Annotated in this window: 18 protein-coding genes; 3 read left to right on the forward strand and 15 right to left on the reverse strand. The window is 43.2% G+C overall.

All coding sequences use genetic code 11. From position 1 onward, the window contains the following. The 13 genes from AX677_RS05120 to nox form a co-directional block, all read right to left on the reverse strand. Positions 1 to 1,032: an alpha-ketoacid dehydrogenase subunit beta gene (locus tag AX677_RS05120; protein ID WP_004186958.1), complete on the reverse strand. Its 1,032-nt coding sequence runs from the start codon at positions 1,030 to 1,032 to the stop codon at positions 1 to 3. A gap of 15 nt (positions 1,033 to 1,047) precedes the next feature. Next, positions 1,048 to 2,124 (reverse strand): thiamine pyrophosphate-dependent dehydrogenase E1 component subunit alpha, encoded by a 1,077-nt coding sequence (locus AX677_RS05125; protein WP_060976387.1) that lies wholly within the window; start codon positions 2,122 to 2,124, stop codon positions 1,048 to 1,050. A 15-nt stretch (positions 2,125 to 2,139) separates the two neighbouring features. Further along, positions 2,140 to 3,480 carry a dihydrolipoyl dehydrogenase gene (gene lpdA / locus AX677_RS05130; RefSeq protein WP_082730243.1) on the reverse strand — a complete coding sequence of 447 codons (1,341 nt, stop codon included), beginning with the start codon at positions 3,478 to 3,480 and terminating at the stop codon, positions 2,140 to 2,142. A gap of 207 nt (positions 3,481 to 3,687) precedes the next feature. Next, entirely contained in the window at positions 3,688 to 5,931 is a 2,244-nt protein-coding gene (locus tag AX677_RS05135; protein ID WP_060976388.1) for an ATP-dependent Clp protease ATP-binding subunit, read from the reverse strand. Between the two features lie 227 nt (positions 5,932 to 6,158). After that, the gene (locus tag AX677_RS05140; protein ID WP_060976389.1) at positions 6,159 to 7,502 is read right to left on the reverse strand and encodes an MATE family efflux transporter; all 1,344 of its coding nucleotides are present in this window, start codon (positions 7,500 to 7,502) and stop codon (positions 6,159 to 6,161) included. 114 nt (positions 7,503 to 7,616) lie between these two features. Beyond that, positions 7,617 to 8,198, reverse strand: coding sequence for a xanthine phosphoribosyltransferase (locus tag AX677_RS05145; protein WP_060976390.1), 582 nt, complete (start codon positions 8,196 to 8,198; stop codon positions 7,617 to 7,619). A gap of 64 nt (positions 8,199 to 8,262) precedes the next feature. Further along, complete coding sequence (locus tag AX677_RS05150) at positions 8,263 to 8,451, reverse strand: twin-arginine translocase TatA/TatE family subunit (protein WP_002897604.1); 189 nt, start codon at positions 8,449 to 8,451, stop codon at positions 8,263 to 8,265. Beyond that, positions 8,451 to 9,167: a twin-arginine translocase subunit TatC gene (gene tatC, locus AX677_RS05155; protein ID WP_060976391.1), complete on the reverse strand. Its 717-nt coding sequence runs from the start codon at positions 9,165 to 9,167 to the stop codon at positions 8,451 to 8,453. The genes AX677_RS05150 and tatC overlap by 1 nt, the downstream gene beginning before the upstream one ends. Continuing rightward, positions 9,160 to 10,860 (reverse strand): FTR1 family protein, encoded by a 1,701-nt coding sequence (locus AX677_RS05160; RefSeq protein WP_060976392.1) that lies wholly within the window; start codon positions 10,858 to 10,860, stop codon positions 9,160 to 9,162. Before AX677_RS05160 ends, tatC begins: the two co-directional genes overlap by 8 nt. Continuing rightward, on the reverse strand, positions 10,838 to 12,046 hold the full coding sequence (efeB, locus tag AX677_RS05165; protein ID WP_060976393.1) for an iron uptake transporter deferrochelatase/peroxidase subunit: 1,209 nt from the start codon (positions 12,044 to 12,046) through the stop codon (positions 10,838 to 10,840). Before efeB ends, AX677_RS05160 begins: the two co-directional genes overlap by 23 nt. Positions 12,047 to 12,050: 4 nt before the next feature. Then, positions 12,051 to 12,923 carry an iron uptake system protein EfeO gene (efeO, locus tag AX677_RS05170; RefSeq protein WP_060976394.1) on the reverse strand — a complete coding sequence of 291 codons (873 nt, stop codon included), beginning with the start codon at positions 12,921 to 12,923 and terminating at the stop codon, positions 12,051 to 12,053. Between the two features lie 117 nt (positions 12,924 to 13,040). Beyond that, entirely contained in the window at positions 13,041 to 14,597 is a 1,557-nt protein-coding gene (locus AX677_RS05175) for a ClC family H(+)/Cl(-) exchange transporter (RefSeq protein ID WP_060976395.1), read from the reverse strand. Between the two features lie 143 nt (positions 14,598 to 14,740). Next, positions 14,741 to 16,117 carry a H2O-forming NADH oxidase gene (nox, locus tag AX677_RS05180; RefSeq protein WP_002904468.1) on the reverse strand — a complete coding sequence of 459 codons (1,377 nt, stop codon included), beginning with the start codon at positions 16,115 to 16,117 and terminating at the stop codon, positions 14,741 to 14,743. A 258-nt stretch (positions 16,118 to 16,375) separates the two neighbouring features. Between nox and AX677_RS05185 the strand changes: the two genes are divergently transcribed. From AX677_RS05185 to AX677_RS05195, 3 genes are all read left to right on the forward strand, one after another. Beyond that, positions 16,376 to 17,311, forward strand: a complete 936-nt coding sequence (locus AX677_RS05185; RefSeq protein ID WP_060976396.1) for an FAD:protein FMN transferase — start codon at positions 16,376 to 16,378, stop codon at positions 17,309 to 17,311. Between the two features lie 169 nt (positions 17,312 to 17,480). Further along, positions 17,481 to 18,086: an NADPH-dependent FMN reductase gene (locus tag AX677_RS05190; protein WP_060976397.1), complete on the forward strand. Its 606-nt coding sequence runs from the start codon at positions 17,481 to 17,483 to the stop codon at positions 18,084 to 18,086. 17 nt (positions 18,087 to 18,103) lie between these two features. Further along, on the forward strand, positions 18,104 to 19,348 hold the full coding sequence (locus AX677_RS05195; RefSeq protein WP_060976398.1) for an NAD(P)H-dependent oxidoreductase: 1,245 nt from the start codon (positions 18,104 to 18,106) through the stop codon (positions 19,346 to 19,348). Positions 19,349 to 19,398: 50 nt separating this feature from the next. Here the strand turns inward: AX677_RS05195 and sdbB are convergent, their stop codons facing one another. Both sdbB and ccdA2 read right to left on the reverse strand, forming a co-directional pair. Next, positions 19,399 to 19,974 carry a thiol-disulfide oxidoreductase-associated lipoprotein SdbB gene (gene sdbB / locus AX677_RS05200; RefSeq protein WP_060976399.1) on the reverse strand — a complete coding sequence of 192 codons (576 nt, stop codon included), beginning with the start codon at positions 19,972 to 19,974 and terminating at the stop codon, positions 19,399 to 19,401. Between the two features lie 16 nt (positions 19,975 to 19,990). Next, positions 19,991 to 20,698, reverse strand: coding sequence for a thiol-disulfide oxidoreductase-associated membrane protein CcdA2 (gene ccdA2, locus AX677_RS05205; RefSeq protein ID WP_002906613.1), 708 nt, complete (start codon positions 20,696 to 20,698; stop codon positions 19,991 to 19,993). Between the last annotated feature and the right edge of the window lie 64 nt (positions 20,699 to 20,762).

Below are 20,762 nucleotides of genomic sequence, written 5' to 3' on the forward strand. Positions count from 1 at the left end.
CTATCTCTTCAGATCATCAATCAATTCTGCAGCAACAGTCAAAACCTTATCAGCATTAGGGATATAGAGCTGTTCCAAATTCACCGCAAATGGTACTGGCACATTTGGCGCGCAGACGCATTTCACTGGGCCGTCCAGATAGTCAAAGCATTTGTCTGTCACTGCTGCTGCAATATCCGTCGCTGTGTTATTATGAGGGTTGGATTCATCAACGATAATCAGCCGTCCAGTTTTCTTGACTGATTCAAAGACAGTCTCCTCATCCCAAGGGGCTACCGTTCTCAAGTCAATCACTTCAACCGAAACACCATCTTTTTCCAAGCGATCCGCTACCTCATAAGCAACATAAAGCATTTTACCGATAGTAACGATAGTGAGGTCTGTTCCTTCACGGCGGACAGCAGCCTTTCCAATTGGAACTGTATAATATTCTTCTGGTACCTCTCCCTTGATACCATAGAGAGTCTTATCTTCTGAATAAATCACGATATTGTCGTCTTCAATGGAAGCCAGCAGTAACCCTTTAGCATCATACGGAGTTGCTGGAACAACTACCTTTATACCAGGAATGGATCCAAAGAGACCGTAATATGAACCCGAGTGTTGAGCTGCAGCCGAAGCTCCTGCCCCATGCATGGTCCGCATTGTCATCGGAACCTTGGCCTTGCCACCAAACATATAGCGCATTTTTGATCCTTGCCCCAGAATGGCGTCAAAGCAGAAACCGATAAAGTCATTGAACATCAGCTCCGGTACTGGACGCAAGCCAGTCAGAGCCATTCCAACAGAAGCTGACACGTATCCGTGCTCTGAAATCGGAGTATCAATCACCCGCTCTCGGCCATATTTTGGCATAAGCCCTTTGGTTACACCCATTACACCGCCCCAAGCATCTTCGTTTTCTTCTTCCAAGTGCTTGATTGTTACACCGCCAGCAATATCTTCTCCCAGAAGGATTACGGTGTCATCTTTTGCCATTGCCTGATCCAGCGCTTCATTGATTGCTTTCATAAATAACAGTTGTCTAGCCATTTGATCAACCTCCTTCTATCGATCAGCAAATACATCTTCCAGCAGAGACTCGGAACGAGGAATTGGACTGTCTTGAGCAAATTTAATAGCTTCTTCCACATCCTTTCGAGACTCCTCTAATATGGCATCAAGTTCCTCTTCAGTCAAGAGGCCATGCTCGATAGCGTAGTCACGGAAGACATCTAGAGCATCCACATCAGCCCAGTCTTTTTCTTCACCTTCCAAAGCCTTATACTTCTGCTCATCCCCTTCAAAGTGACCATGATCCCGATACGTGACAGCCTCAATCAAGGTAGGTCCTTCCCCTCTACGAGCCCGCTCTACAGCTTCCTTGGCTACTTGGTAGACAGCAAATAAATCCTTGCCATTAACCCGAACGCCAGGCATATTATAAGCAGCCGCTCTCTCAGCAATGGTGCCAGACGCTGAAGAATACCATTGCGGTGTCGATTCTGCAAAGAGATTGTTTTCATTGACAAAGATAACTGGAAGTTTCCAAATTGACACCATATTGAGACATTCGTGGAAATTCCCTTCATTGGCTGCACCGTCACCGAAGAAGCAGACAGCCACACTATCGGTTTTCAAGTACTTGTTGCGCATAGCAGCACCGGTAGCTAGACCAAAGCCTCCACCAACCATACCATTGGCACCAAGGATTCCCTTGTCCAAATCGGCGATGTGCATAGATCCGCCTTTCCCTTTTCCAAGCCCAGTCTCCTTGCCAAAAATTTCTGCCATCATTCCCTTTAAATCACCGCCCTTAGCAACACAGTGACCGTGTCCTCGGTGAGTACTGGTAATATAGTCCTGGTCTGTCAGATTGGCACAGACGCCAGTAGCAATCGCTTCCTCTCCAGCATAAAGGTGAACAAAACCAGGAATCTGTCCTGCAGCAAAGAAACGCCGAGTATTTTCCTCAAAATTACGGATATCCCACATGGTTTTATACATGGTCTTGGCTTTTTCTTTGGAAACCTGCTCTACTTCAACTTCAGTAGCATCATAGACTTTTAAATCTACTAGCTCTGATACAGCACTTTGGTTTCTTGTTTTGCTCAATTGTTGTGGTAAATCTTTATAATTTGACATATTTTTACCTCCTCATTAATCGTCCTGAACGAATCTTTTAGCGACCTCTTGTATTAGTTCTGATGTGGTAGGATGGGCAAAAACTGTTTCAAGAACTTGATCCAGCGTTGCTTCAGCCTGCCTCAGCAAAATCAAATTCTGCAGAAGATCTGTACCGTTCGGACCAACGATGACTGCACCTAGTAGAAGATGGTATTTCTTTTCTGAGATTAGCTTGACATAGCCCTCTGTCTCATCTATAGCAATAGCCCGCCCATTATAAGAGAAAGGTAGCTGTTGGACCTGAACATCATATCCCGCCTTCTCAGCCTCATCCTTGCTGAGACCAAAAGAAGCTACTTCAGGACTGGTGTAGAGCGAACGGGGAACACCCAGCGGATCAACTGCTTCTTCAGCTCTCCGGCAGATAGCTCTTACAGCCTTTATCCCTTCTGCACTAGCAACGTGAGCCAGCATATAAGATTCCAAGAGATCACCGATAGCATAAACATGCTCTTTGGATGTTTCGTAGTATTGATCTACCTTGACAAAATTCCGATCTGTCAAAGATAAACCCATATCCTGTGCTAGCTCTAGATTTGGTTTGCGGCCAGTAGCGACCAAAAGATGGTCGAAAGCAACCTGCTCGTTCTCAAGCAAGACAGAATTACCAGTTACTTCCTTTATCTGCGCTCCCTGATAAATCATCACCCCCATTTTTTTTAGTTTCTTTTGAATTACATGCCTCGCTTCAGCTTCTTCGGTCAAAAGAATTTCTGGCGCAACCTCGATAACAGTGACAGCAACACCCAGAGGAGCCATAGCAAAAGCTAGCTCAATTGCGATAACGCCACCTCCGATAATGACCAACTTCTCAGGAAGCTCCCTCAAGTCAAAAAACGTATCCGTCGTTAGGTAGTCAACCTGTTTCAACCCCTTAATAGGAGGCACAAAAGGATAACTGCCAGTAGCCAAAATAACATCTTTACCACTGATTTCTTTACCATTGACGGAGAAAGTTCGGTCTTTGACAAACTTGGCCTGACCTTCTATATACTCAATGCCTAAAGACTTAAAGCTAGCATGAATTCCAGATTGCAAACTGGCAACAACTTGATTCTTTCGGTCTACCAATTTCTCAAAATCAATCCTTTCAAGCTTGCTCTCAATGCCATAACGCCTAGCTTCCTCCATTGTCAGTAACCAATGACCGTGCTGGAGATAAGCCTTAGACGGTATACATCCCACATTCAGGCAGGTTCCGCCGATAGACTTCTTTTCTACTACGGCCACCTTCTTACCCAAACGAGCTGCTTCTTCAGCCGCCACATAACCACCTGGTCCAGCACCGATAATCAAAACATCATAAACAGACAAAACAGGCCTCCTTTCATAAAATGCAAAGGGTGCTCCAACAATCAAAATAATTGCTGTCGGCTTTAGATACAAAAAGTATCTCATTATTTATTTGTATACCTAAGACTCATTTCAAAATCTCAGGATACAGTCTTCTCAGAAACCATGAACCTCCTTTCTTCATTTTCTTTGCCTACAAATAGTAAGCGCTTACTTTTTAGAAGAAGCTTATACCAAATAATTAAACTCCAGTTGCTTATCCTTCAAACTGACTTGAACTGTCATTTCAGTTGTTTCCTTATTTTCGATCAAATAACGAGCCAAAGGCGTTTCTAGATAGCGCATAATGCTTCTTTGAATAGGACGAGCACCAAACTCCGGCTGGTAGCCTTTCTGGGCTAAAAAAGCATAGACTTCTTCGCTCAGATGAAGCTGAATCTTCTGAAGTTCCAACCTTTCCTGAAGTTGCCGAACCATAATCTTTACGATATTGACCATATCTTCTGCCCTCAGAGGATTGAAAATAACCGTCTCGTCAATCCGATTTAAAAACTCTGGTCTAAAGCTATGTTGCAGCAAAGATAGAACTTCATCTTGCGTTTCAGAAGTCAGTCCCTGTTCACTTTTGAGACTTTCCAAAATCTGCTGGGAGCCAATATTGCTTGTCATAATCAAAATAGTATTTTTAAAGTCAATAGTACGCCCTTTCGAATCTGTCAAGCGTCCTTCGTCCAAGACTTGCAGCAGGGTGTTGAATACATCTGGATGGGCTTTTTCAATCTCATCCAGCAAGACAATCGAATAAAGTCTCCTACGGACAGCTTCTGTCAGCTGTCCTCCCTCTTCAAATCCGACGTAACCTGGTGGCGGACCAACTAAACGAGCTACGGCATGTTTTTCCATGTATTCAGACATATCCAGCCGGACCATTTCCAGCTCATTACCAAACAGCCGCTCAGCAAGGGATTTTGCCAGAGCAGTTTTCCCGACTCCAGTCGGCCCCAGAAAGAGAAAGGACCCAATAGGACGCTTTGGATTTTGAATTCCTGCTCTCGAGCGCAAAATCGCCTCCGAAACCTTTTGAACAGCTTGGTCTTGTCCTACAATTCTCTGGCGCAGGAGCTTGTCTAGTTTTAGCAGGTGTTCGCGCTCATTGTCCATGATTCCCTGCACTTTGATTCCCGTTATACGCTCTACGATACTAGCTATATCTTCACGACTGACGTCTGGTCGTTCAGTTTGCGCTTGACCTAGCTGGATTTTCTTAACAGCACACGCCTCATCAATCAAGTCCAGTGCCTTATCAGGCAAATAACGATCTGACAGATAACGAATTGAAAGACTGATTGCTGCCTGCAAAGCTTCGTCCGTCAGCCTAACTCTGTGAAAGTCCTGATAATTCTCCCGCAGTCCTTGCAGAATTGCCAATGCCTTATCTTGATCGGGCTCCTCAATGCGAACCCGCTGGAAACGCCCTTCCAGAGCTTGATCCAGCTCGAAGCTTTCTCGATAAGCAGCAAAAGTCGTTGTGCCAATGATATTAATCTGACCCTGAGCCAAGAGTGGCTTTAAAAGATTGCCTGCATCAAGAGAACCCTCTGTCCGCCCTGCCGTCACGATTTGGTGGATATCCTCAATATAAAGAATAATCTTCCCCTTAGCAGCCAGCACCTCATCCAAAACAGCCTTAAAGCGCTCTTCAAACTCTCCTCTATATTTAGTCCCGGCAATCAGTCCGCCTAGATTTAACTTAAAAACTTCCTTGCCCAGTAAATGTTCCGGAACATCATCAGCAAGCAGTCTGCAAACAACCCCCTCCATTACTTTAGATTTCCCAACACCTGGAAAGCCTAGGAGAATGGCATTGCTTTTCTCTTTCCTACACAGCACACGGATAATATCGTCAATTTCGTCTTTTCGACCAATTACTTGTCTACCGGTCTGTTCTGCCAACCACTGATTAAAGTTAGTTGCATATTTGCTCAGGGCTTGATAGCGACTCTCCTGACTGGAAGAGACTGCTCGTTTGCCTTGGCGAACCTTATTCAACTTTGCTGCAACTAGCTCCTTATCAATTCCTGCCTGTTTTAAAAAGACAGTTATCGGATTTCTCTGCTGATGAAATAGACTGAGAATCAGGTGCTCTACTGTTACCACCTCGTCCCTCAGTTCCGCCCTCTCAGCCTCTGCATCATCCAAAAGATTCTTGAGACGTTGACTATACTGACGTCCGTAGTGACTCGTGTCCGTATGTGAAAACACAGGAATCTTGGCTAGTTCCTGATTGATGACACTGATAAATTCATTAATATCAAGGTCCAGATCGGCATAGAATTCCAAGGCAAAAGCCTGGGGCTGGGTCAGCACTGTCCAGACATGCGGAATGTCCACTTGATAATTGTGTTTTTGAATAGCTAATTCCTTTGCAGCATTTAGTACTTCTTGCAAAAGATGGGTATAGTGTTCGGTCATATAGTTTCCTCGCTTTTCTACTGAAAACCAAAGTCAACTGCAAACAATATTTTAAAAATTAACCTATTTTAACAAAAACTTAACTTGATAATCTTATGTCTATTATATCATTTTCACAATCAATATACTAGAAAATATGTAAGCGTTTTAACGTTTTAATCTAATTTTAACAAAAGATTGTGAAAAAAAGAGTATTGACTTATCCTAAAGGGACAAACCAACACTCTTTAATTTGTAATATTTTTAGCCAAATGATTAAGCCGCCACTGAAAGAGAATACCGCTCATCACCAAGCTGGCAATGAGACCAATCCAATATCCATAAGGGCCTAAACTAGTATAGTGATCTAAGAAGAACCCCAGGGGCAGCGAAACTCCCCAATAGGCAATCAAACCTAAGTAAAATGGCACCTGAGTATCCTTATAGCCCCGAAGAATGCCCTGCAAAGGAGCCGCAAAAGTATCTGCCAACTGGAAAAAGAGGCTGTAGGTCAGAAAAACAGATGTCATACGGATAAACTCGGCATCCGATCCATAGAGAGCAGCCACACGGTCACGTAAGATATAGAGAAAGAGAAAGGTAAATCCAGCAATTCCCAAGGCCGTCAGCCGCCCAAGTTTACAGAATTTCTTAACATCGTCAGGACGATTGGCTCCAATTTCATAAGAAACAATGATGGACATTGAGGTTGAAATACTCATAGGAAAGGCATACATTAAGTTTGAAAAATTCATGGCCGCCTGATGGCTGGCAATGATTAGTGACGAAAACTTAGCCATGACCAGTCCAACAACCGAGAAAATCACGACTTCAGCAAAAAACGTTCCGCCGATAGGCAGTCCAAGTCGAATGCCTTCGATTAAGCCCTTTTTATCTAGCGGTCGAATCTTCCATAGCTCATAGGATCGGATTTTGGGATGTTTAACTGCTACCAACAAGGATATGAGGAGCAAAACCCAATAAGCCAAAGAAGTCCCAAGTCCAGCTCCAGCTCCGCCCATTTCTGGAAAACCAAATGCTCCGTATATTAGGGCATAATTGAAAGAGCCATTCAAAGGCAAAAGTAAGAGCATGAGATACATGGAAAGCTTGGTCAACCCTAGAGCATCAAACAGAGAACGGATAGTGCTAAAGAGCAAAAGAGGAATAATGCCGAGCGCCAGATACCAAAGATAGTTCTTAGCCACTTCTTCTACCAAAGGCTCTAAGCCGAGGTGAGACAAAACCAGAGGAGCGCCAACAAATACCAAGGCAAATAAAATTAGCGATAACCCCAAAGAAAGATAAATGAACTGAAAAAAATCAGAAGCAATCTTTTCTTTTTTCCCCTGTCCCAAATGGTGCCCAATTATGGGGACCAAGGCCGACACGATCCCTATCAGCAGGTCGAAAAATGGAATCCAAAGACTGGTTGCCATAGAAACACCAGCCAGATGCAAGGTATCATACCGGCCAGTCATGGTCGTATCGACAAAAGAGGCTGAAAAATTAGCCAGTTGGTAGATCAAAATTGGCAAAAAAATAGAAATAAAGAGCCGCATCCGCTGCTGTAAATTATGAGTTTGGTGCATAGAGATCCCTCAAAAACTTTTTCTACCCAAGTAAAATCAATGAGCTTAAATTTTAGAATATCAACTATCTTTACTATACTATAAGCCAGACAGATAGTCAAAAGGAAAAGGAAATCATATATCTGCCTCAGTAAAGACAACTTGCCCCTTCTCAAATCCAGCAATTCGCGCCAAAGAAAGGACTCGATAACCAGCAGTTTCCAAAAGTTGACGGCCATCCTGAAAGGATTTTTCAATGACAATGCCAACCGCTTCAACCTGTGCTCCTGCTTGCTCAATAATGGTAATCAATCCCTTGGCGGCCTGACCATTAGCCAAGAAATCGTCAATAATCAGCACCTTATCATCAGAGTTGAGAAATTTCCCAGCAATCGAAACGGTCGAAGTCACTTGCTTGGTAAAAGAATAAACTTTAGCCGTCAAAATCCCTTCTGTCATGGTGATGTTTTTGGCCTTCTTAGCGAAAATCATTGGTAGCCCCAGAGCCTCTGCTACGTAGACAGCCGGAGCAATACCAGAAGCCTCAATGGTCACTACCTTGGTAATTCCTGCGTCCTTTACTGCCTCCGCAAAGACCTGGCCAATCTCTTTCATCAATGAAAAATCAACCTGATGGGTCAGAAAAGAGTCAACTTTCAAGATATTTTCACCTAACACTTGTCCATCTCTGAGAATCCGTTCTTCTAATTTTTTCATTTACCCTCCTTTTCACGAACCGTCTTTATTCTAGCAGAAAAGCACGGATATCCGTGCTTTTCGTTTACTCTTTTTCATTTTTATTCTCGGTCTTGTCTTCTTCTCCAGCATGATTGACTGCTTTCTTGAATTCTGAAAACATTTTACCGATAGATTGCCCCAGTTCGGGCAGGCGTTTTGGCCCAAAAATAAGCAGAGCCCCCAAAACAATAATGATTACCCCAGGTACTCCGATGTCTTTTAAAAGTCCCATTAATTTCTCCTCGTTGATTTTCTTTGATAAATGATGCGACTGAGCAAGATGCTGACTTCATAGAGCAAAATCAGAGGCACTGTCATAGTCAAGTCACTGATAAAGTCAGCTGGTGTCAGGATAACTGCTAAAACCAGCAAAATGAAGTAAGCGTATCGTCTATATTTTACCAAAAATTTCGGATTGAGCAAACCGATAGAAGTCAGAAATGACACAAGAACCGGCAGCTCAAAAAGGCAAGCAATCGGAATAGTGGTATGAAAGACGAAACTAAGATAATTCTGCGCTGTCAGTCGAGTCTCAAAGAGACCCTCCCCCAGCGACAGCAAAACCTGCAAAATAGCTGGAGTCACAAAGTAAAAGCCGAAAGCCAAACCAAGAACAAAACAGATAAAGGTAGCCGGGATATAAGCGAAAACAGCTCGTGCTTCATTGGCCCGCAGAGCTGGTCGGACAAACTCCCAGACCTGATAAACCAAAAATGGCAAGGTCAGGGAAAAAGCGACCAGACTAGCCAGACTGATATAAATCCAAAGGATATCATCCGGTCCCAGCACCAGCAGCTTCTGCTCAAAATTACTGGTCAGCCATCGGTAAATATCGGCTGAAAAGAGCAAGCTAACCAGAAAAACCACGAAGAAGCAAGCCAGTACCGCTAGAAAACGCCGTCTGAACTCTGTCAAATGCTCAATAATAGTCTGTTCTTTTTTATCCATGCTGCTGCTCGCTTTTCAGATTTTTAAAGCTTACATAGACCACCAGCAGGATAAAGAGCACCTGACTGACGACCACTTCCAGGCTTGGATAAATCCCCATCCAGTCTACTGTCACAAAGCCATTGATTAGGTGAGTCGGTAGGATATTGGTCAGCTGAAGGGCATGGATGCTGACACCCAGCATTTTAAAGGCCAGAGCATAGATTAGCCAAGTCAGCCAGAAGAAAATGCTGTGTGGCTTGAGAAGACCCGAAGCCTTGCTCATAATAAAGGCCAACAAGACCAAGACCAAAATAGCCAAGCCGATTCCCAAAAGGAAATCAGTCATAGTGATGCGCGGCAAAATTCCTGCATAAAAGAGGATGGTCTCAGCCCCTTCACGGAAAACTGCCAGAAAGCTAAGTGCAAACATGGAAAGAAAACTGCCTGTGGCTGTTACAGCCTTCATTTGGCTTTCCATAAAGTCATTCCATTTCTCGATAGATGCCTTGCTGTGCAGCCAGATACCAACCAATATCATCATGGCGACAGCGAAAATTCCCACTGCACCTTCAATAATTTCACGATTGGATCCGGAAGCAACTGCTGGGAAAAGAAACTGCAACAAAGCTGCAATAACAGCGCTGGCTAGAGCTCCACTCGCTGCCCCGGCATAAACCCATTTGAGCCCTTTTTTCATCTTAGAGGCTTTCAGAGTCGTTATCAAAGCCATGACAATCAAAAGCGCTTCTACACCCTCACGCAGTAAAATCAGCATAGCATCAAAGAAATGATAGGAAGCTGTTGTGTCAATCTGGGACAGCTCACTAATCAAGGATTCTAGCTGCTTTTGATATTTCTCTTCGCTTCCCTTGACCATAATAACAGGCGTCTGATTCTCAACCTTGGTATAAAGCGAAGGATTGTTGACACTGACATCTCCTTCAATCGTTGGCCAAATAGTGATGAACTCTTTCATCTTGGCAGCAGCCTTTTTATCATCTCCGCTTTGAAAGAGACTCAAGGCTTCCTCTAGGAGCTTAATTCCATCTTTCAGCGTCAGATTACCAGCAGTTTCTTTGACTTTCTCGCCTTTGACAAAATTATCAATGGCTGTTTTCAAATCATCAAAAGAAGACTGAATCGTATCAAAGTCAGTAGGCTCCGTCTCAATGGCACTGCGCAGGAATGAAATAGCTGTTTCTACCTTGCCGTAATGGGCTGTGCTGTTGTCTCGCACTACGCTTTCATTGGTGGTCCAGGTGCTATTCATCTTCTTGTATGCTTCTCTTGTCGCTTCTAAATCCTTAGCGCTAATAGCCTTTTGTAGATTTTCAAATTTTGGCTCTAACTTACTGAGAAGCTTCTTTTTCTCAGCCTCTAAGTCGACTGGATTCTGCTCTTTCTCAAATTTCAAGAGGGCCGAAGAGATTTGTGTCAGCTTCTCCTCCGTCACCTGACCCGATAAATCTAGTGCCTTACTTACCTCTTGTCCCGCTGCTGAGTCATGATTAGTCACCTTTTCAAAGTCAGTCTTGATTTCTCCGACTAGCTGCTTGGCTTTTTCCTGGTCCTTCTGCTTGACTGCAGTGCTGGCATCAGTGATTTTGACGAATAAACTGCTGTAGCTATCATCCGCTAAAACCGGCTTAGCCCAAAAGACCAGCATGAGCCCAAATACCAAGAGACTTTTATTCAAATAATTTTTGACCAATGTACTCTCCTTTTTTCACTCCGCCAAAGCAGGCAAACAAGCCACTGCCAATATGTGTGACATATTCATTCATCTTATCTTGAGCGCCTAGATTAGTCAGAACTTTGACAAAGCTATCTGGATCTTTCTGGAAGGAAAGAAAGAGTAAGCCTGTGTCAAATTGACCGGTAGTTTCATCAATCCCATCCGAGTACGAATAAGACCGGCGGTATATGGGTTTATCAACCTCCTTGGCCAGACGGACATGTGAATCCTCTGGCAGCAGGTCCAAGTCAACCTCGTCAAACTCGTCTTTCTTGCCAAAAGGCGCTCCGCTATCTTTATAGCGGCCGAAAGTGTTTTCCTGCTCCTGCAGATTGGTCCGGTCCCAGGTCTCAAGGAACATCTGTATTCGGCGGACAGCCATGTAAGAGCCGCCCTGCATCCAGTCCTTGCTGTCGCACCAAATGACCTTGTCAAAATCTTTTTCCTTGGTCACATTGGCTGTGCCGTCCTTAAATCCAAAGAGATTACGAGGCGTTGACATCCGGTCTCCGATAGCAGCAAAGCCTGACTGACTCCACCTCATAGTGATGGCATTTCTCCCCTTGCGGACCAAATTGCGGACCGCATGAAAGGCCACCTGCTCATCATCTGCACAGGCTTGGATGACAATATCGCCACCAGTATATTTTTCTTTAAGCTGCTCCTTTGGAAAAGGCGGCAAATCCCGAAAAGCTTTTGGTCGTTTGTCTGACAAGCCCATTTTTTTCAGAAAAGAGGCTGAGACACCAAAGCTCAAGGTCAGTCGATAAGGGTTGAGACCAACAGTTTCTCCAGTATCCGTTGGCGGCAAAAGAGCATTAGAATTATCTTTTTTGACCAATTCTCCATCTACTAGCTTCTCGCTGTAGGCCGTCCAGTCCTTAAAGAGCTGGATAATGGACTCCCTATCTGTCGTATGCAAATCCAACACAACAAAGTAGATATTCTTCTGCATTGGAGTTGTGATCCCCGCCTGATGCTCCCCGTAAAAGCTGATTTCTTCCTCACCGTCAGCGAATTTCTTATCTTCCTTGGCCTGATTAGCGAAAAAAGCAGATGCACCAGAGACACCCAGTGCAAGACCAGCGCCTCCAATCCCTGCTTTTTTAAGAAATTCACGACGATCCATCTTTTTATTAAACCATTTTTCGTCGTTTGTCATATGATTACTCCCCGTTTAGAATGACTCCCATTTGTGAAAGAGGCTCACCCAGTTTGGTCACTGCTTCTGCCAACTCTTTGGTGTCTTCCTTTGTCAATTCTGTATAGAGCTTGTAGTTTTCCGAGTCAGTCATGTGCTTGTCTAAAAGACCATTGACGTTTTTAAACTCAAGTTCCAGGGTCTTGACAAGTTTCTCGTCCTTATCCTTAATCAATGGCTTAAAGAGCTCAAAAATCTTTTCTGCTCCTTCAATATTCGCACGGAAATCATAGAGATCTGTATGGGAGAATACTTCTTCTTCACCTGTAATCTTGCTGGTCGCTACTTCATTGAGCAAGTCAACAGCACCTGTCAGCATCATATCCGGTGTCACTTCAACCGTTGCGATTTTAGCTTTTAGCTCCTTTATATCATTGACCAGCTGATCAGCATAGCTTTCAGTTCCCTTGGTTGTGTTTTGCTCCCACATGATTTTTTCAATACGGTGGAAACCAGACCAACCTTCTTCGGTCTTGTTTTCGTCCACATAGTCGACCAAGCGGAAGTCGATTTTAACGTCTGATTCACCAAAGCTCTCAGCAATCGGCTCCGAGCGCTCGTAGGCCATACGGATAAGCGGATATTGCTTTTTAGCCTCATCAAGCTTGCCTTCTTTAAGGGTATCACGAAACTTCTCCGTATCTGTCAGGAGCTGATCAATTTGTCCTTGGACAAACTTTTTATAATCCGCTGTCGCCTTGTCCAATTCTTTCTGATTGACAGCCGTTTGGCTGCTGGATGATTGACTGCTTGAGCCAGTCTTGTTTGAAGAATTGTTGGCTGCACAGCCAGTCAGTAAAATTGCCGTTGAAAATAGGACGATGCCAAGTTTTTTCATGGTGACTCCTTTGCTTTCTCTCCTAGATAGAGATTATTCCTGTAAATTATACCAGTTTTTCTCTCATATTTCAAGAAATTGTCTGACAATTTAATCAAAAACTATATATTAAGACCATTAAAGCAGCTCTTCTTTGATTTTTCCGATTTCCGTCTTTTTCAGCACCAAGTAAATCGTATCTCCTAGATAGAGGCGCGTGCTACCATTGACCGTTTGAGTCTTTCCCTTGTGGACATTCATGGTAATCAAGACCCCATCAGGCAAGTTTAGCTCATGCACCTGCCGACCAGCAATCTTTTCAGAAACAGGGATTTCAATTAAAGTAGTATCTCCTTGGTCCTCGATACTATCTGGCAACATTTTTTCCAGCATGGCTTCATAGACTGGCGCTCCTTTTAGCAGATCCATGATAATGTAAGCAGTCAGAGTGACCAGTCCCAACGGCATGAGATTACGGATGTCGCCGACCATCTCTGTGACCAGAATCATAGCTGTCAGTGGAGCCTTGGAAATAGCTCCAAAGTAGCCACTCATGCCCAGAATAATGAAAATCGGAAATTGCTCCTGAGAAATCAAACCTAGCTGCAGACAGACCGCCCCCATTGCTCCGCCAAGCAGTGAACCCAGAGCAAGGATAGGCAGAAAAATACCACCTGGCAGCCCGCTTCCGTAACTCAGCATGCTCCAGATAAAACGCAGAACAAAAAATAAGAGCAAGGTCCCCACAGTATAATGACTAGCAGTCAAGGATAGAATCAACTGATTGCCCCCGCCCAGCAAGTGAGTCAAGAAATAACCAATTGGAAGAATCAAGACAAAGACCAGAATAGGATAATAGGCTTCTGAAATTCGAAACAAGCGCCCCAAAAACTGGTAAACCTGCTGAATATTCAAAATGACTTTCTCATAAATATAACCTGACAAACCTAGCAGCAAGCCCATGACTAGGTAAATCCAATACTGCTCCAGCTTCATGACCGGGATATTATCTGGCATGTCCAGCACTGGCGTTAGGCCAAACATGGAGAGTGAGACAAAGTTAGCAACTAGACTGGCCGCCAGCGTAGAAACCCAGAAAAAGCGTGAAAAATGACGGTAAACCTCTTCTACTACGAAAAGCAAACCTGCGATTGGTGCATTAAAAGCTGCTGCTAAGCCTGCTGCTGCACCGCTAGCAATGAGCGCTCTCTCCTCAGCAGCACTCAAATTCAGAAATTTAGAGACGCCTTTGCCACTCATGGCGCCTAGCTGAATACTTGGCCCTTCTCGACCCAACATCAGACCGCTGGAAATGGCTAAAATCCCCAATACAAACTTCTTCCAGAGAACACTCCACCAAGAAAGCGACATCAGGCCCTTCAGCTCTGCTTCAACCTGCGGAATCCCTGACCCCTTGATATTTTTCTCCGACTTTACCAAGCGAGCGTTGAGCAAGACGATGAAAGCATAAAGGAACACTAAGGCCAGCAACCAAAGCATAGACTGCTGACTCCTATGGTAGACATCCTGAACTAAATGAAAGATTTTTTCAATCAGAAAGCGAAAAACTCCCACTACTAGTCCAGCAAAAATCCCAACTAAAACACCTCGCAAAACCTGGGAAATAATCGAATGAGTTGTGAAATTAAATTCTCTCTTGATATCGTCCTCTTGCGAGATAGACTCTTTTGCCATTCCCAATCTCCTCTAAATTGTTACTTTACCACTATTCTAGCACAAAGCAGGCCTGATAAACAGATGAAATATAAATTTCTTCTTTCACTTTTCTTTTTACAGGCTCTACAAAAAAGTCTGGAAATTATTCCAGACTCATTTTCTTATTTTGCTTTCAAAGCTGCTTGAGTAATGTAGTTGTATGGTTTGTTGAAGTGTGGCAGGAAGAAGAGATCCAGCAAGGCCAATCTATCAATTGTAACCTTTTCCTGAATAGCCAATGAGAACATGTGAATACCCATAGACATATCTTCTCTAGAAACCATCTGAGCTCCAAGAACTACACGAGTGTCCTTATCATAGACAATCTTAATTGTAACATCATGATGCTCAACTTTTTCAAGGAAGGTTGGTTTTTGAGTATCTTTAAACTCAACCACAGCTGGGCTATAACCAAAGCGTTTTGCTTTTTCTTCTGTCAGACCAGTTGAAACCATCTTCAAACCAAAGATTTCGATACCGTTAGAACCTTGGACTCCGTTTGATTCCAATTCATGTCCGCAAGCATTATGAGCTGCTACGATACCAGAGCGCAGGGCGTTAGAAGCCAAAGCGATGTAGTTTGTATCATTGATAGAGTTATCGTAGACAGTCGCACAGTCACCGATTGCATAAACATCTTTGATGCTAGTTTCTTGTTTCTTATCCACCAAGAAAGCACCATTGCGGAATGTTTCCAACTTGCCAGCGCCAAGACCAGTGTTTGGTCGGAAACCAACCGCCAGAACAACCATATCTACATCATAGCTAGCCTTATCTGTTACAATGCGTTCTACCTTGCTTTCACCTTCAATAGCCTGAACAGTTTGACCAAAGGCTAATTGAACACCATTGTCTTCAAGATTTTGACGCATCATTTCAGACAAGTCATGGTCATAGTAACCTGCCAAGCAAGTATCCACAACGTCAATCAGAATCACTTCTTTACCAAGGCGCTTGAAGGCTTCTGCTAACTCAACCCCAATGTAGCCAGCACCTACTACTGCCACACGTTCGATATGTTTGCTCTTGTCTTGCAATTTCTCAATAACGTCTGCAGCATTTTGATACAATTTAACAAACTGTAGATTTTCCAAGGTTGACTTAAATTCCCGACTGTTAGGATCCATCTCAGCACCTTTAATCGGAGGCAGAATTGGCTGAGAACCTGTTGCCAAAATCAATTTGTCATAAGACTCTACATGCTCTTTACCGTCTACAATAGCTGTAACTTTTTTCGCATCATAATCAATTGACTCAACTGGTGAATTCATATAAACTTTTGCGCCTTTTGCTTCAAAAGTTTCTTTGTCTGCATAAAAAAGTCCATCTGGCTTGCTGATTTGCTGTCCAATCCAAAGGGCCATTCCGCATGCCAAGAATGAAATGTTTGAGTTTTGGTCAAAAATAACTACTTCATTTTCTGCACCATAATTATCCAACATTGTATTAATACACGCTGTACCTGCGTGGTTTGCACCAACTACAACGATTTTACTCATAAGAATAGTCCTACCTTAATTTATAATTTACTAGACCAGTATATCATCTCCTGTGAGCGTTTACAAGAAATTTGCTCGAAATTTTCAAAAATTCTTAGGCTACCTAAAAAGCTGTACCATCGCAGTCTAAATACTTCATAAAAACTACCTTTTGCAAAGTTTCATTTTCTGAAAATATAACAATTTTAAGATTGTGAAACCGGTATCTTTTTGATATAATAAGGTTAGAGAGGTTAATTTTAGAAAGGTTGTGATAATGTGGACTTTGCTTCTCGCTCGCTTCATTTGATGGGGAGTACGATTTGCATATCTCTCTGTCATGAGCGAGCGGAAATACTCTTAGATGAGGCGGTCCAACTGCTTCATGTCTATAAAAATCGCTTCAGTGCCAATGATGAAGACTCTGAACTTATGACTATCAATCATCTGGCAGGAATTGAAAGCGTCTCAGTTCATCCAGAGCTTTTTGAGTTGATTGAGCTGGGAAAATATCACAGCCTAGCAGAAGGTAGCCACTTAAATATCACGATTGGCCCTCTCGTCCAGACCTGGCGGATAGGATTTTCAGACGCCCGTCTCCCAAGCAGGGAGGAGATTCAGCAAGCTCTAAGTCTGACCGACCCAAACTTGCTTGAGTTGAAGCCAAAAGATTGTAGTGTCTTTTTGACTAAGAAAGGCATGAAGCTGGATTTAGGTGCCTTGGCTAAAGGCTATATCGCTGATAAGATTAAAGACCATTTGATGAGTCAAGGAGTGGCCTCTGCTCTTATCAATCTCGGTGGCAATGTACTAACCATTGGGCAAAATGCAGTCAGCCAGCGCGCCTGGCGGATTGGCATCCAAAATCCCAAGCAGCCTCGCGGCAATCACTCAGCTATACTAGCTATCACCAATCAGTCAGTGGTCACATCAGGAATCTACGAGCGAACCCTTACAGTTGAAGGGCGGAACTACCATCACATTCTGAATCGCAAAACAGGCTATCCTATCGAAAATCAATTGGCTAGTCTGACCATTGTTTCAGACAAGTCGGTAGATGGCGAAATCTGGACAACTCGCCTATTTGGTGAAAGTCCGACATCAATTCTGTCACAGATTGAAGAGCAAGCAGGGATTGAAGCACTGATTATCACCCAAGACGATCAGCTCTTCTGTAGCTCAGGTCTTTTAGAGCAGATAATTCCTGCATCTTAATTCAAAAGTGATGAATTTGCTGCCTCACTATGCGGTAACTCTATCGCTCTAGCTTTTATAAACAATGCCCATTTAAAAACGCCCTCTTTTTCTTCAGGTTTTTACTTGCCTTAAGAAAAATAAATGCACCTACGAGGGATTTGTATCTTCATTTCAGAAAGGAAATTTTATGTTAAAACTTATTGCAATTGTTGGAACAAATTCTAAACGTTCTACAAACCGGCAACTTCTTCAATATATGTCTAAGCACTTTGCTGATAAGGCTGAAATCGAGCTGGTAGAGATTAAAGATATCCCAATGTTTAATAAACCTGCTGACAGAAACGTCCCTGAGTTGGTATCAGAAATCGCAGAAAAAATCGATGCAGCGGATGGCGTACTTATTGGTACACCTGAGTACGACCACTCTATTCCAGCTGTGCTTATGAATGCTCTAGCTTGGCTTTCTTATGGTATCTATCCACTGCTGAACAAGCCGGTCATGATCACTGGTGCTTCTTATGGTACACTTGGCTCCTCTCGTGCCCAGTTGCAGCTCCGTCAAATTTTGAACGCTCCAGAAATCAAGGCAAATGTACTTCCAGATGAGTTCTTGCTTTCACATTCTCTTCAATCTTTTGACCAAAGCGGAGACTTGGTAGATCTTGACGTTGTCAAAAAATTGGATGCTATCTTTGATGACTTCCGTATCTTTGTCAAAATCACTGAAAAATTGCGTAACGCACAAGAATTGCTTCGCAAAGATGCTGAAGAATTTAACTGGGAAAAATTGTAAGATAGGAGACCGAAAGAATGAAATTTGTTGGAATTGTAGGATCAAACTACGAACAGTCATACAACCGAAAATTATTGGAATTCATCCGCCGTCAGTTCAAAATTAAATTTGAATTGGAAGTCTTAGAAATCGATGAAGTCCCAATGTTTAACCAGGATGAAAAATGGGATGAAAGCTTCCAATTGCGGTATTTGTATAACAAAATTACACGTGCAGACGGTGTCATCATCGCAACTCCTGAGCACAATCATACTATCAGCGCTCCTTTGAAGAGTGTCTTGGAATGGCTCTCTTTCGAGGTTCATCCTTTCGAAAACAAGCCTGTCATGATTGTCGGTGCTTCTTACTACGACCAAGGAACTTCTCGTGCTCAAGTTCACCTGCGTAAAATCCTAGACGCTCCTGGTGTCAATGCTTACACCCTTCCAGGCAATGAGTTCCTGTTGGGCAAAGCCAAGGAAGCTTTTGACAATGACGGTAATATCACCAACGAAGGAACTGTGAATTTCCTTGAAACATGCTTAGATAACTTTATCAAATATGTAGAGGTCGTTTCAAAATTGAAAAAACCAAAACCAATTGAACCTGAAGACTTAGACTGCGGAAAACCAATCGCTACGACAATTACAGAAGTTGATCCAGATGATCCAGAATGGGTGGAAAAAGTCGCAGCAATCACTGGCGCTGTTTCTGGTGATACTTATGTCAAACTCGACCATGGTATCTTGACCGTTAATCAAATTGATATGTTCTTAAAAGCTATGCCATTTGAATTGACATACGCTGACGATAACAATCAATTCCTCTACTACAATAACGCCCACCAAGATCCAGACACCATGTTTGCTAAACGTGTGCCACCTCAATCAGGTAGCCGCATGTCAACTGTTCATGGTTCTCTTCCACCAGCTCGGATGAAGAATGTAGAGTGGGTTATCGGAACACTTCGCAACGGAAATCAAGAATACGTACGTACAATCGTCCCAGGTTCACCTGCAGGCGTTATCAATACCCACAACTACCAAGCTATGTACTATCCTGACGGATCATACGCAGGTATCAATGAAATCGTCTTTAATTTCCAACCATGGCTTGACTGGTACTTAAAAGAAACTGGTCAACGTTTGGTTGGAGGCAGCGGACCATTTGCTCCTGCCGGAGGTCATGGAGACGCAGACGCTACTTCTGGTGCTTCTGATGCTGGAGGCGATGGAGGTCATGGAGACGGAGGAGCCGATGCGACATCAGGTGCTAGCGCTTAATTGCCTTACAAACTAAAAAGAATGGATGATAAGTCCATTCTTTTTTCGCTTTATTTCATTTCCTTGAAAGCTGCTTCTGCATCAGCATTACTGATAGCGCCAAACTGGATTTTCCCGATTTTCCCTTGACTGTCAATGAGGATTTCAGTCGGGATACTGCGGATCTGATAGGCTTGGAAAATTTCTCCTGAAGTGTCAAATAGAACTGGTACATCTTTATAACCTTGTTCTTGAAACCATTTTGGGAATTCCTCGGCAGATTTCTCTCCTTGGAGGCCTGGTGCTACAACTGTCAAGATTTCGAAATCACGGTCTGTTTTACCAGCTAATTCGACCAATTCTGGCATACTTTTCTTACAAGGTCCACACCAAGAAGCCCAGAATTTTAGATAAACCTTCTTGCCTTTATAGTCAGAAAGTTTGACAGTTTTTCCATCCATAGACTGCAGAGTAAAGTCGGGAGCCTCTTGACTGACAGCTGCTTGGGTGACTGTGCTTGTCTGAGCAGCCTCACTAGATGAACTGCTGGTTGTGGGCATAGTCATAGGCTTCTCTTCCTGTTCCGAGCAGGCTGCCAAAAAAACTACAGCTGACACAGTTGCTAATAATGTAACGAATTTTTTCATATTTCTTTCTCTCCTTTTATCCAAAAAGTCCAGACAGGGCATTAAGCTGTCCTAACATCAGCAGAATTCCCATCAGAATAATCAGGGCTCCGCCGATTTTCTTCATCAGACCCATATAAGGCTTGATTTTATTAAAATACTGCATAACAAAGCTAGATGCCAAAGCTAGGATTAGGAAAGGCAGAGCCATTCCTAAAGTGTAAATCAAGGTCAAAATTGCTCCCTGAAAAGCACCATTTCCACCCGAAGCTGCTAAAGCCAGGACTGAGCTGAGAATCGGACCGATGCAGGGAGTCCAACCAAAGCTAAAGGTAATCCCCAGTAAGAAAGCAGACCAAAAATGATGTTTCTGACCGTTCTTTTTGAAAGTCAAGCTCTTTTGAATCTGTAACTGACGAATATTAATAAGCTCCATCTGATGCAGACCTAGCAGAATGATGAGGCTGCCCATCACATAACGAAAGGTCGGACTGTAAATAATAGTTCCTAAAAATCCAGCTCCAAAGCCAAGCAAAAAGAAGACTGTCGAGATGCCTGCAATGAAAAAGAGCGTTCTGACCATGCCTTGCCAAGCAAGCTCCCGGCCAAATACTTTTAGGGTCTTGACCTCCTTGTCATCCAATAAAATGCCAATATAAACCGGCAACAAAGGAAAAATACAAGGGGAAAAGAAGGACAAAATACCAGCTAAAAAAACTGACACAAAAAATAAAGGTGATTCCATTTTCTCTCCTCTAACTACTTACGTAGAAAATACATTCACTTATCATTATAAATGAATCTTATAG

The organism is Streptococcus sp. CCH8-C6, assembly GCF_001557225.1.
GTDB lineage: Bacteria > Bacillota > Bacilli > Lactobacillales > Streptococcaceae > Streptococcus > Streptococcus sanguinis_C.

Coding starts and splice junctions, on each gene's coding strand:
- AX677_RS05120 (WP_004186958.1), bottom strand. CDS start 1,032: ATGGCTAGACAACTGTTATTTATGAAAGCAATCAATGAAGCGCTGGAT.
- AX677_RS05125 (WP_060976387.1), bottom strand. CDS start 2,124: ATGTCAAATTATAAAGATTTACCACAACAATTGAGCAAAACAAGAAAC.
- AX677_RS05135 (WP_060976388.1), bottom strand. CDS start 5,931: ATGACCGAACACTATACCCATCTTTTGCAAGAAGTACTAAATGCTGCA.
- AX677_RS05140 (WP_060976389.1), bottom strand. CDS start 7,502: ATGCACCAAACTCATAATTTACAGCAGCGGATGCGGCTCTTTATTTCT.
- AX677_RS05145 (WP_060976390.1), bottom strand. CDS start 8,198: ATGAAAAAATTAGAAGAACGGATTCTCAGAGATGGACAAGTGTTAGGT.
- AX677_RS05150 (WP_002897604.1), bottom strand. CDS start 8,451: ATGGGACTTTTAAAAGACATCGGAGTACCTGGGGTAATCATTATTGTT.
- tatC (WP_060976391.1), bottom strand. CDS start 9,167: ATGGATAAAAAAGAACAGACTATTATTGAGCATTTGACAGAGTTCAGA.
- efeB (WP_060976393.1), bottom strand. CDS start 12,046: ATGACAAACGACGAAAAATGGTTTAATAAAAAGATGGATCGTCGTGAA.
- efeO (WP_060976394.1), bottom strand. CDS start 12,923: ATGAAAAAACTTGGCATCGTCCTATTTTCAACGGCAATTTTACTGACT.
- AX677_RS05175 (WP_060976395.1), bottom strand. CDS start 14,597: ATGGCAAAAGAGTCTATCTCGCAAGAGGACGATATCAAGAGAGAATTT.
- nox (WP_002904468.1), bottom strand. CDS start 16,117: ATGAGTAAAATCGTTGTAGTTGGTGCAAACCACGCAGGTACAGCGTGT.
- AX677_RS05190 (WP_060976397.1), top strand. CDS start 17,481: ATGTTAAAACTTATTGCAATTGTTGGAACAAATTCTAAACGTTCTACA.
- AX677_RS05195 (WP_060976398.1), top strand. CDS start 18,104: ATGAAATTTGTTGGAATTGTAGGATCAAACTACGAACAGTCATACAAC.
- sdbB (WP_060976399.1), bottom strand. CDS start 19,974: ATGAAAAAATTCGTTACATTATTAGCAACTGTGTCAGCTGTAGTTTTT.
- ccdA2 (WP_002906613.1), bottom strand. CDS start 20,698: ATGGAATCACCTTTATTTTTTGTGTCAGTTTTTTTAGCTGGTATTTTG.